Source organism: Nocardia sp. NPDC003345 (assembly GCF_053589395.1).
In genome coordinates this window covers 24,041-35,783 of record NZ_JBSFRU010000023.1, presented here as the reverse complement: position 1 = coordinate 35,783, position 11,743 = coordinate 24,041, and the positions used below count along the sequence as shown (strand labels likewise).

General features: G+C 64.3%; 10 protein-coding genes. 3 read left to right on the top strand and 7 right to left on the bottom strand.

Annotated features, from left to right (window positions below):
• Both ACWDU1_RS05135 and ACWDU1_RS05130 read left to right on the top strand, forming a co-directional pair.
• Positions 1-605 (top strand): DUF5753 domain-containing protein (locus ACWDU1_RS05135; RefSeq protein ID WP_449995997.1); only part of this gene is annotated, 605 nt, incomplete at its 5' end.
• Positions 602-811: a DUF397 domain-containing protein gene (locus ACWDU1_RS05130; protein ID WP_449995996.1), complete on the top strand. Its 210-nt coding sequence runs from the start codon at positions 602-604 to the stop codon at positions 809-811. The genes ACWDU1_RS05135 and ACWDU1_RS05130, both read left to right, overlap by 4 nt.
• Positions 812-917: 106 nt before the next feature.
• On the opposite strand, the gene ACWDU1_RS05125 is transcribed toward ACWDU1_RS05130, so the two are convergent.
• From ACWDU1_RS05125 to ACWDU1_RS05110, 4 genes are all read right to left on the bottom strand, one after another.
• Positions 918-4,055 (bottom strand): type I restriction endonuclease subunit R, encoded by a 3,138-nt coding sequence (locus ACWDU1_RS05125; protein ID WP_449995995.1) that lies wholly within the window; start codon positions 4,053-4,055, stop codon positions 918-920.
• Positions 4,052-5,227 carry a restriction endonuclease subunit S gene (locus ACWDU1_RS05120; protein WP_449995994.1) on the bottom strand — a complete coding sequence of 392 codons (1,176 nt, stop codon included), beginning with the start codon at positions 5,225-5,227 and terminating at the stop codon, positions 4,052-4,054. Before ACWDU1_RS05120 ends, ACWDU1_RS05125 begins: the two co-directional genes overlap by 4 nt.
• Before the next feature lie 80 nt (positions 5,228-5,307).
• Entirely contained in the window at positions 5,308-7,053 is a 1,746-nt protein-coding gene (locus tag ACWDU1_RS05115; RefSeq protein WP_449995993.1) for a type I restriction-modification system subunit M, read from the bottom strand.
• Positions 7,054-7,388: 335 nt separating this feature from the next.
• Positions 7,389-8,621 (bottom strand): epoxide hydrolase family protein, encoded by a 1,233-nt coding sequence (locus ACWDU1_RS05110; protein ID WP_449995992.1) that lies wholly within the window; start codon positions 8,619-8,621, stop codon positions 7,389-7,391.
• A 65-nt stretch (positions 8,622-8,686) separates the two neighbouring features.
• Between ACWDU1_RS05110 and ACWDU1_RS05105 the strand changes: the two genes are divergently transcribed.
• Complete coding sequence (locus ACWDU1_RS05105) at positions 8,687-9,124, top strand: MarR family winged helix-turn-helix transcriptional regulator (RefSeq protein WP_449995991.1); 438 nt, start codon at positions 8,687-8,689, stop codon at positions 9,122-9,124.
• Positions 9,125-9,413: 289 nt separating this feature from the next.
• On the opposite strand, the gene ACWDU1_RS05100 is transcribed toward ACWDU1_RS05105, so the two are convergent.
• From ACWDU1_RS05100 to ACWDU1_RS05090, 3 genes are all read right to left on the bottom strand, one after another.
• Entirely contained in the window at positions 9,414-10,607 is a 1,194-nt protein-coding gene (locus ACWDU1_RS05100; RefSeq protein WP_449995990.1) for a type II toxin-antitoxin system HipA family toxin, read from the bottom strand.
• Positions 10,604-10,804, bottom strand: coding sequence for a helix-turn-helix domain-containing protein (locus ACWDU1_RS05095; protein WP_449995989.1), 201 nt, complete (start codon positions 10,802-10,804; stop codon positions 10,604-10,606). The genes ACWDU1_RS05100 and ACWDU1_RS05095 overlap by 4 nt, the downstream gene beginning before the upstream one ends.
• A gap of 612 nt (positions 10,805-11,416) precedes the next feature.
• Positions 11,417-11,668, bottom strand: coding sequence for a hypothetical protein (locus tag ACWDU1_RS05090; protein ID WP_449995988.1), 252 nt, complete (start codon positions 11,666-11,668; stop codon positions 11,417-11,419).
• Positions 11,669-11,743: the final 75 nt, after the last annotated feature.

Genomic DNA, 11,743 nt, shown 5'->3' with positions numbered 1-11,743 from the left:
CCGATGTCATGTTCCCCGAGTTCGAGATGTTTCTCGGCTTGGAACGGGCTGCCTGCAAGATCTTCTCGTGGCAATCGACAACACTGCCGGGGCTGGTCCAAACGCCGGACTACCGACGCGCGACGTGGGATATTTCCACCGCACTCGGGGCTCAAATCGATCTCGACCGAGAGCTCGGCTTGCTCCGGAAGCGCCAGGAACGGTTGCAGGACTCACCTGGCTTCAGCCTCGAGGTCGCACTCGGCGAGTCGGCGCTTCGGCACGTAATCGGCGACGCCGGGACCATGGCAGCCCAGTTGGACCACCTCGTCGAGCTCTGTGCCTCGCCGACCGTGTCTTTGCGGGTAGTTCGATTCGATGCTCCCAACCACAGCGGTTTGGCAGCGAAGGATTTCGTGTACCTGACGTTTCCGGAGCATTTGAATCCCGTACTGACGGAGCCTCCTGTCGTATACGTGGAAGGCTTCACCGGGGCGCTGTACCTCGACAAGCCGGGCGAAATCGACCAGTATCAGGCAGCCCGCGACTCCATACTGCACGTAGCATTGGACGAGCGAGAAACACAGCGCTTCATCGAGGCGACGGCAAGGGAGTATCGGGCGTGAACATCGACCTATCCGGCGCAGTATGGTTCAAGAGCAGTCGCAGCCTCAGTGGAAAAGACTGCGTCGAAGTCGCCCATCTGACCAGTGGGATGGTGGGGGTGCGGGACTCCAAGAACCCCACCGGCCCCGCCCTGGTTTTCGGTCCGGGGGAGTGGGACTCCTTCACCGCTGGTCTGCGCGCGGCCGGATCGAAGCCGACCGCCTGAGCAATTCGGGTTAATTCGGAGGTGTCGACACTCCCGCCGAGCGGGAGTGTTCGGTCCCGCATCAGGTCGCCTGGTTCGTCTCGGGGAACCGACCCCTACGCGCTGCTCAGACCCCCGCTGGCTGATCGATCGCGGCCTCGTAGAAGGCGTCCGCGAGCGCCATGATTACAGCGCTGATACCGGGCCCGTCGCTGAAGAAGTAGTCGGACATGGTGTTGTGGGCTTCCTGGTTGTCGAGAACCGCCTCGGTGACCGCCGCCTGGAAGTCCTGCGACTCCATGAACTGCTTCTTCGAGTTCACCTTTGTCTGGTTGACGAGGTCCGGGTAGGCGAGCAGTCGCTGCACCAGTCCCTGCACGAAGTCGCGGACCTGCGACGCCGTGAACGCCTCGGCGCCGAAGAGGTCGTTCATCTTGTCGATGACGACCTGTAGCGCCACGTACTTCGGTTCCTTCCGGGTGCCGGTGCCCGCCGCGCCGATGCCCGTGAGCACACCGTCACCGGTCAATGCGATATCGACCGCGGCGGCCTTGGTGTGTTTGACCCCAACCAGGACCACGTCGGAGAGATCGACTTCCGCGGTCCAGGAGGAGTCCGCGATGACCTTCTCCAGGAGCCGCAGGAAGATCGACAGCATCTCCATGTACGGGTCGCCGTAGTCGACGATCTGGCTCATGAAATCGTAGAGCCGGACGTAGGTGGAGACGTCTTTGCGGAACAGGTCGAGGGTGTTCAGCGTGACCTTGTCGTCGGCCTCGAGCGCCGTCGCGTAGCGGCGGGCGAAGTCGTTCTTGGCCGGGCTGATCGCGGCCGAGAGCGCGCTGTTGCCCTTGCGGGTGACCCATAGTTCGGCCACATGGCGCACCTGTTCCGGCGTGTAGATGCCGGCCTGGGCGAGCTTGTCGGCGAGGTGGACCACGACGTACGGGTCGGTCTCGGTCTCCAGCGTGGCATTGGTGAAATACGGCTCGAACGCGGCGCGGATGGCCTCGGGTTCGTTCACGAAGTCGATCACGAACGTTTTGCGTTTCCGCTCCCCGCTCGCCGTGCGATGGGTGCGGTTGAGCCGCGACAACGTCTGCACGGCGGTGATCCCGGAGAGTTTTTTGTCGACATACATCGCCGAGAGCAGCGGCTGGTCGAATCCCGTCTGGAACTTGTTGGCGACCAGCATGATCTTGTATGTCGCGCCCTTGAAGGCGGCGGCCAGATCCGCACCGGCGCCGGGGTTCATATTGGCTTCGGTGAACTCGTCGTCCTTACTGGGCTGCGGCCCCCAGTCCGACGCCCACTTCTCGTCCTCGGCCATCGTCACCGAGCCGGAGAAGGCGACCAGGGTGCGGTAGTTGTAGGAAGAGTCCCGGGCGGCCCGCTTGGCGATATAGGCGTCGATCGCCTTCTTGTACTTCACCGCGGCCTTGCGGGAGCCGGTCACGACCATCGCCTTCGCCTTGCCCTCCAGCAGGTGAGCGACATTGACGTGGAAGTGCTCGACGATGATCTGCACTTTCTGGCTGATATTGGTTGGGTGCAGTGTCACCCACCGCATCAGCCCCTTCCGCGCCGCGGCCTCCTCCACCTCGCCACCGTCACCGGCCTCGGCGTTTCCGGCGATCTTCAGTGCGGTGTCGTAGGTCTGGTACCCCTTGAGCACGTCGAGGATGTAGCCCTCCTCGATCGCTTGGCGCATCGAGTAGAGGTGGAATTCGACCGGTTTCCCGTCCGGCCCCTTGCGGCCGAACAGTTCCAGGGTCTTGTTCTTCGGCGTCGCCGTGAACGCGAAATAGGAGATGTTCTCCGACTCGGCCCGCTCGGTCATCTCCGAGGCCAGGACCGCCTCGACATCGACCGCCCCGCCCTCCTGGATCTCCTCGATCTCCTCCGCCGTCAGCACCGCCTTGAGCTTGGAGGAGATCTGGCCCGACTGTGAGGAGTGCGCCTCGTCCGCGATCACCGCGAACCGCCGCCCCTTCAACGACGAGTCGGCCCGGATCTCGCCGAGCGCGAACGGGAAGGTCTGCACCGTCACCGCGATGATCAGCTCACCGTTCTTCAACGCCGTCGCCAGCAGCCCGGATTTCGACTTCGCCCCCGCCTTGCGGACATCCTCCGGACTGATCGTGGTCACGATCTTCCCCGACCCGTCGATCTGCCGGATCGCCTCCTGCAGTTGCCCGTCGAGTACGGTCCGGTCCACGACTACGATCACCGAGTCGAAAACCTTCTCGTCGTCCAGGTGCAGCCGCGCCAGCCGATGCGCCGTCCAGGCGATGGTGTTCGTCTTCCCCGACCCCGCCGAATGCTCGATCAAATAGCGCTGCCCCACCCCTTCCTCGCGCACCGCGGCCACGATATTCGTCACGGCCTCCCACTGGTGGAACCGAGGGAACAGCATGCTCGTCCGCCGCACCGACGTCCCCGTCGCGACGTCCCACTCCTCCTTGGTGTCAACGATCATCAGCCGGCCAATTATGTTGAGCCAGGCGTCCTTCTGCCAGACCCGCTCCCACAGGTAGGCGGTCGCCGACCTCTTCTTGGTACCAGGCGGATTACCCGCGGCGCCGTCGTGACCCATGTTGAATGGCAGGAAGTGCGTCTTCTCACCCTCGAGCCGGGTGGTCATCGCGGCCAGGTCATTGGAGACCGCGAAATGGACCAGCGCCCGATGCCCGAACGACAACAGTGGCTCCGGCCGTCCGTTGGTCATCGGCTGCCGCTTCTTGCGGTATTGGTTGATCGCCTCGTCAAGAGACTGGGTGAAGTCGGTTTTCAGCTCGACGGTGGCGACCGGGAGCCCGTTGACGAAGAAGACCAGGTCGATGCTGCGCGTGTCAGCGGTGGAGAAATACACCTGCTGCATCACCCGCACCCGCATCGCCGCGTACTGCTCGGTGGTGGTCGCGTTCAAGCTGGTCTCGGGGCGGAACTGCGCCATCTTCAGCCGGCCACCGCTGATGTACTGCACTCCGTTACGCAGAATGTTCAGCGTTCCGCCGCCATGTTCGAGAGGCTTGTCGAGTGCTGTGGTCAGCACGTCGAGGAATTTCGCCTGCGAGCCAGCAGCTTTCAAAGCCTTTTCGTATGCTGCCGGTTGGGTTTGCTCCAGCCAGTCGAACAGGTCTTTCGGGAAGAGTGCCCGTTCTCGGTCGTAACCGGTGTCGTTCGCCGAGCGTAGCCACCCGTGGTCGGCCAGGTATTCACAGATCTCGGACTCGAAGACGACCTCGTTGTGATCATCCGTCACGCCATCTCCCGCACGTCGATCTGGCCTGTCACCGCCGCCGTGATCAGCGCTGCCCTGCGTTCGCGGGCGAGTTCGATGAACAGCTCGGTTTCAGCGATCAGCGTATCGATCTTGGGGGTTTCCTGATCCAGATATTCAACGATTCGGCGCTGCTCGTCCAGGGCCGGGAGCGGGATTCGGAATGCCTTGAGGTCGCCCATGCCGATCGTGCGGATCGTCGAGCCGTTCTGGAATGAATCGAAGAACGGCTGCATCGCGTCCGCGAACAATAACCACAGGTACTCGGGGTCGAGGAGGGGCCCGCATACCCACGCGCCGAAGTGCTGTGACGTCGCCATCGGAACGCCCATGATCGCCGTTCGTCCCACGGTCGCATCGCGAGAGAGGACGACCGTTCGCGCAGGGAGCAGGCGCGCCGAACTGTTGGCAATTCCGGCGTCGCTGATGCGCTGCATCGTGTCTTGGAGGTACATGGCGCCGCGCATCGTGCCGACATCATGGAGGCTGACCCACGGGATGTAGCAGTCGGTCCACCAGTCTTCTCGTGATCGGCTCGGTGTATGACCGCTTTCGAGCTGAGCGACCGAGGTAAGCGGGATGACTCGCCAGCTCGCCGGGAGTTGACTTGCCCACGGCAAGGGGCTCTCAACCTCCGCCACCTGCGTCGTTCCGTGCAGTGTGACGTGCACGCGGAGCGCGTGCCGTCGTTCGCGGAGCATCTCGATCAGGCGCTGCTGCTCCCCGATGAGTGTGTCGATGCGGGCGGTCTCGCGGTCGAGGTAGTCGGCGATGGCGCTCTGCTCCGAGATGAGTGGTACCGGCACCGGAAGTGCATTGATCTGGGCAGTACCGATGCCCGGCTGCGCGGCTGTCTGGGAGTACTGACCAAGATTCATCACTCGCAGGAGGTAGGCAAGCCAGCGAGGATCAACCGTATCTGCTGCACGCGCGACGATCGCATGTTCAGAGGCCCAGAACTCGCCCGAGACGAGGTGTACGTTGCCGCATAACGCACCTTGACGCCCGATAAGGATTCGAGTGCCGTGATGTGTCCTTGCCTCGGTGTATCCGCGGAGCCCGTTGCCGCCGTATACGGGATATGAACCGGCTGACTCGATCGATTCGGCAGTGATCGCTTCACCGGCTTGCATACCAGGTGCAACGTACTTCACCTTCGACTCGCTCCAGTCAGAGGGAAGCCGGAGGCCCTTCAACCAACCGATCGTCGATGGCTTTGTAGAGCGGACAGAAGTCACCCCTCCACCTCCCGCAAGAGGTCGAGAATCTTGGCGACTTGCTTCTCCAGGTCGGCGTCGATCTCAGCGAGCGGGCGGGGCGGGATGTACTTGTAGAAGTGGCGGGTGAAGGGGATTTCGTAGCCAGTCTTGACTTTGTTCCAGTCGATCCAGGCATCGGGAAGATGCGGCTTCACCTCACCATCGAAGTAGGCGTTGATGATCTCATCCCTGTAGGCGGTGCCAGCAGTGGAGCCGCCGTAGGTGAAGAGAACGTTCTCGGTGTCACGCTTCTTCGTATCCGGCTTGGGCTTGCCCTTGCGGTCGACCACAGGGTTGCCGGTCTCGTCGAGCAGCGGGCGCTCGACAGTGATGGTCCAGTAGCCGAACTCGTCGTTGCGCAGCACCTTGGAGTGGTCCGGGTCGGCATCGAGGAAGTCCGTGTACAACTTCACCACTGCGGCCCGGTCGGACTTGCTGAGTTCACGGTTCTTCGAACCGAGGCTTTTGCGCATCTTGGTCCAGAACGATGTTCCGTCGATGAGCTGGACCAAGCCCTCGCGGTCGGGGTGCTTGGTGTTGTCGAGGATCCAGATGTAGGTGGCGATACCGGTGTTGAAGAACATATTGGTCGGCAGTGCGACGATCGCGTCGACCAGGTCCTCCTCCAGCAGCCACTTGCGGATGTCGGAGGGGCCCGATCCCGCGCCGCCGTTGAAGAGCGGCGAGCCGTTCATAACGATGCCGACCCGGCCGCCGCCGTCCTCACGGGCGCGCATTTTGTGGACCAGATGGAGCAGGAAAAGCATCTGCCCGTCCGACGTGGACGGGAGGCCGGGGGCGAACCGGCCATAGGGACCCGCGGACTCCTTCTCTTTCGTGACCGCCTTCGCGTACTGCTTCCAGTCGACCCCGTACGGCGGATTGGACATGCAGAAGTCGAACTGACGACCTTTGAACGCATCATCGGTGAGGGTGTTGCCGAAGGCGATATTGGTCGCGTCGTGGCCCTTGGCCAGCAGGTCGGACTTGCAGATCGCATACGACTGCGGGTTGTACTCCTGGCCATACAGGCTCAGCTTCGCGTCGGGGTTGTGGGCGAGCAGGTGCTCCTCGGCCAGGGCGAGCATGCCGCCGGTGCCCGCGGTGGGGTCGTAGAGCGTGCGGATGATGCCGGCCTCGGTCAGGTCGGCGTCCTTGTCGGCGAAGAGCAGGTCGACCAGCAGGCGGATCGCGTCGCGCGGGGTGTAGTGGTCACCGGAGGTCTCGTTGGCGGCCTCATTGAACTTGCGGATGATGTATTCGAACGCATCGCCCATATCGGCGTTCGAGACGACGTCGGGATGCAGGTCGACGGCCTTGAACGAGGTGACGACCTCGCGCAGGAGCTCCGCCTTCTCCAGGGCGAGGATCTCCTTCTTGAAGTCGAAGTACTCGAATACGTCGACATCGGGGGAGAAGCGGTCGATGTAGTCGGCGAGGTTGTCCGCCAGCCCGTCGGCATCGGCCAGCAGGTTGGCGAAGGAGTAGTGCGAGGTGTTGTAGAACGGCCGCCCGGTGGCCTTCTTGACCGCGACCTCGAGCCGTTTGGGATTGTCGTACTTCGCCGCGAGCTCGCGGACCGTTTCCCGGTCGGGCTCGATGATGCAGTCGAGGCGGCGCAGGATCGTGAGCGGGAGGATCACGTTGCCGTACTGGTTGGGGCGGTAGGGTCCCCGAAGCTGGTCGGCGATCGACCAGATGAAACTACCGAGGGTGCTCACAGGGCTCCTTACGCGGCTCACTCGACGACATGTGGTGGACACCCGGCGCGAGCCTGCGCGTCGCCCGAACAGGCGGGCCGCGGTCTGCAGCAGCCGGTGCGTCGAGAACATCATCGCCCATCCGGGTACCTCGCGTTACCTGAGGTCGGCGGTGACGGCCGGTGCTGGGAATCGGTCCGTTGGATCGTCCTCGCGTTGTCGCGGCCGAAGTCACTGCTACCGCAAGTCGCTGCGGCGGAAATGTAGTTCGCGTTCCACGGCAACCGGAGGATGGTGCTCTCAACCGTGTGATATGCGGCATGAGAGGGCATTCGCTCGGCGCCGATTCTTGTGCGTCACCGCAGTCCGTTGAAGGTGCGGCGCAGGTCGCTCACCCAGGCGTCGGGGTTCTCCCAGGGGATGAAGTGGCCGCCGTGGTTGTGGGCGTTGACGTTGACGTGGTTGAACCAATCGGCCTGCGGGCCGGTCTCGAACGCCCGGATACGCTCGTCGGCGGTGTGGATGCCGGGCGGGTTCTCGTAGGTGACGAAGGTGAGGCCGACCGGGGCCTGCACTACCGGGGTGCGGTCGTGGGCGGGGGTCCAGGGGTAGCGGTTGGCGTTGGCGTAGTAGCGCATCGACGTGGCGATGGAGTTGTTGACCCAGTAGATCGTGGCGTGGGTGAGCAGGTCGTCCCTGGTGAAGACGGACTCGACGTCACCGCCGTTGTCGCTCCAGGCTTTCCAGCGCTCCAGCAGCCAGGCGAGCAGTCCGGCGGGTGAGTCGCTCAGCCCGTGGGCCAGGGTGGCGCCGTCGAGCATGTGCACGGCGAGGTGGGACGCCGATCGGTGGTCCAGCTCGACGATGCGGGCGCGGACGTCGGCGGGCTGGTCGTCGGTGAGGGGACGATTGCGGGCGAAGTCCCAGGCGCGGGGGCCGTTGAAGAAGTCGAGCGGCAGCCCGGAGCCGATGTGGATGCCGTACAGCTCGTCGGCGTACTTGTGGCCGAGCTGGCTGGAGACGATCCCGCCGATATCGCAGCCCCCGGCGGCGTACTTCTGATATCCCAGGATCTCGGTCATCAGGGTGTGCCAGAGGTCGGAGACCTTCCAGAAATTGACATCCGGAAAGCCGGTGATCGGGCCGGGGAAACCGAAGCCGGGCAGGGACGGCACGATGACGTCGAACGCGTCGGCGGGGTCACCGCCGAACGCGGCCGGGTCGGCGAGCGGGTCGATCACTTTCGACCAGTGCCAGAATGTCCACGGCCAGCCGTGGGTGAGGATCAACGGGATCGGGCGGGGGCCGCGGCCGGGCTTGCGCATGAAGTGCACCGGGATACCGGCGACGCTGACCCGGTAGTGGTCGTAGGCGTTGATGGCGGCCTCGTTCTTGCGCCAGTCGTAGCCGTCCCGCCAGTAGGCGACCAGCTCACGGAGATAGCTGTCCGGGACGCCGTAGGACCAGTCCTCGTTCCCCTCGTCCAGCGGCGGACGGGTCAGTGTGAGACGGCCGCGCAGGTCATCGAGGACCTCGTCGGGCACACGGATCGGGGTGGGCTCCAGGGGGAAGGCATGCGGGGTGGTCACGGCGTGGTCCTTACATAAATGAGTTATTTAAGACATTTATATAAGACTTGGATATAGTCGCTCGTGTGGACGACAACGATGATTTCGACGTGGATACCTTCGCCGCGGTGATCGAGGACTTCAACCGCGTCTACATCCGCATCCCTGTACGGGAGAAGCTGCCGTTCACCACACTGTCGGTGCTCGACACCCTGGCTCACCGGGGCCCGGCGCGGCTGACCGAGCTGACCGAGACCGAGCAGCTGACCCAGCCGGGCATCACTCAACTCATCGCGCGCTTGGAGCGCGACGGGCTGGTGCTGCGCCGTCGTGACCCCGGCGATGGACGCGCCGTGATCGTGCACCTCACCGAGGCGGGCCGGCGGGTGCGGCAATCCCGCCACGACGACCGGGTCCGGCATCTGGTTCCGATGGTCTCCGAGTTGAGCCCCACACACCGTCGGGCACTCGCCGCCGCCCTACCCGCTCTCACTCGGCTCGCCCGGCCCGAGCGAGAGCGCTGACACGCAGGATCTGCCCGGCGAGTCGGGGTCGGAAGCGGCACCGGAAACCGCCCGTGCCGATCACGATCTCACACGGCCCGCCCAGCACACCGGCCTTGTACACGGTCCCACCGGGAGGCGTCGACATCAGCAGCACCGATGACTCCCATGCAGTGCTCGCCCCACCTGGCTTTCCCGCATCCCGCCTGCGCGGCAAGGCTTGTGTAGTAGTCGCGGAGCTGCCGCTCGGGGCCCTGCCATTGCGGTCTTCTCGAGCGCATGGTGCTGGCCGACGCTGTCGGGATCGACGTCACAGCCGCTGCAATTCGCCGCGGCGGAATCGTAGTTCGCGCTCCACTCTGCGGACGGGGGAACCGGTGAAAGGCAGCCGGCCGTAGTCGACGGATTCCGCGGCGCGCAGTGCGACGGCGCGTGCGGAGGCCGCGCCACGCTCGGGCAGTCCGATCTCGGCGGCGAAGCCGATCCAGTCGCGTGCTTTCAGCTTCCGGGTTCGGCCGCCGACCGGTAATGCCATCGAATCATCGTCGTAGATCAGTGTGCTGGGGATGTCGTATATCGGTGCGACTGCCCATCGGCCGTCCGGTCTTTCGAGCACACCGAGGTTCTTGGCGTGCAGGTCACCGTTCCCGGTTAGCCAGGCGAACAAGAACTGCAGGTACAGATTTCGCACCGCGACTCGCGACGCGGGCACGACGGCGGCGAGGGCTTGGACGACCTCAATCGCATCCACCGTGTATTTGCCGGCAGGCGGGATTCCCATCACCTGGGTGGCGTCTTCGAACGCCAGCCGGGTCCATGCGCCGTCCTGTTCGACCCGGTCGAATCGTCGTACCAGCAAGCCGGGTGTCCCGGTGCGGTCCGTGATCAGCTGTGCGGCGGCGACAGGGACTTTGAGCAACCGCGCCGCATCGAGGTGAAGCGCTTCGTTCTCGACCAGGTACGGAAATCCGGCTTGCGAGAGTTTGAGGATGAATCGTCCGAAACCGGCCGCGAGAGGTGTGCTGATCATGGACGTACTGGCCTTCTGCTGCACACCGGGGAGCGCATGCGGGTCGACTTTCTCCACCAGGTCCGCGAAGTCCAGTTCGGCGGGTGACTCACCGTCGACAAGTGCCGGCACCTCGACCAGGGGTTCCGCATGCGGTATCACCTGCACATCCCCGGGTGCGTCGGCACCGACCGCCAGCAGGAGTGTGAGTTCGTCGTCGAGGCCGGTTTTCACCGCTCGTCGCAGTACCGACAGCCGGTGGCCCTCGGGGAGCAATCCCGCGAAATAGGCCGGCAGGCTGCCTCCGAAGGTGCGGACCGGCTCGTCCGTCAGAGGCAGCGTGGTGGCGATCGGTCGCCCGGCCGCACTCAGGTATTCGGGAAGGTAGCGGAGCTCGAGTGTGCCGTCGGTCCGTTTGGTCAGCTCTGCCGCCTGTCGGCCGGACTTGTAGACATCCGCGGCGCGAACAGTGCGAAGGCGGGTCAGATCCGTCATCCGGTGAGTTCCAGTGCGAGACCCAGGACGTCGGCGACCTCGGCGACCGTTCCGATTCCGGTTTTGCCGGTTCCGTGCTCGATATCGCGGACCGTGCGGGTCGATGTTCCGGCGAGTTCGGCGAGCTGTTCCTGGGTGAGCTGGTACCGGCGGCGGGCAGCACGAATATCGGCGCCGATGCGCTGTACCCGATCCATACTGCCTCCTGACCGGCAGAATTCTGCCGAAAATGCCTCCGATTAGGTGAAAGGCTACGGTAGCAGTGTCTAATCGGCAATATGCTGCCGAATTCCGGCGGGTTTGCTTGCGGGCTCCTATGAGGACCGGATTTCGGCAGGATTCTGCCGAAATCTGTCGCCCGCATATTCGTCTGCAAGGCACCGGGCCCGACCCGCTCAGAAGGCGGGCGAGGCCCAGGGGATCGCGATTGGGAACGGGATCCGGGGCGAGGACATGGTCGAATCGTAGGTGGTGCCCATGACGGGTCGGACCGATCGTGGTGACGACCGCCAGGGTCGCTGCCGGGTACTTGGATGCCCCTGCCGAGATCGACGACCGGGGGTCCGGCAGCAACGGTTTCAAATGTCCCCACAACGCATCCGGGACCAGTCTCTGAGCAAGCCTGTCGACCACGGGTCACCCCATGCCGCACAACGCATTACACCCACGAAAGGCACCCTGTGAATCCCCGGTCCCCGCAACGGCTCGAGCAGCGCTGATTTCCCGGCTACACGGGTTCGGCCCGGAACCCGCCCGTGCCGATCACGATCTCGCACGGCCCACCCAGCACACCGGCCTTGTACACGGCCTCACCGAGATGCGTCGACATCAGCAGCATCCATGACTCCCACGCGGTGCTCGCCCCACCCCGGCTTTCCCGCATGCGCGGCAAGCCGGGTGTAGTAGTCGCGGAGCTGCTGCTCGGTGAACCGGAACCTCAGCGGAACAACCGCCGGAGACCACCCGGTGTCGGTGATCTGCAACCGGCCGGCAGCGTCGCGGCCGATCCGATAGCCGGACTCGGACCCGGCAAGAATCACAGAATCGACGAGCTCGTCCACGCTGGGCTCAGACCCTTCCATCACAGCCTCCTCCGGGGTACGCGGTAATGATCTTGCTACCGCCAGGGCGATTGG

Coding starts and splice junctions, on each gene's coding strand:
- ACWDU1_RS05100 (WP_449995990.1), bottom strand. CDS start 10,607: ATGACGGATCTGACCCGCCTTCGCACTGTTCGCGCCGCGGATGTCTAC.
- ACWDU1_RS05095 (WP_449995989.1), bottom strand. CDS start 10,804: ATGGATCGGGTACAGCGCATCGGCGCCGATATTCGTGCTGCCCGCCGC.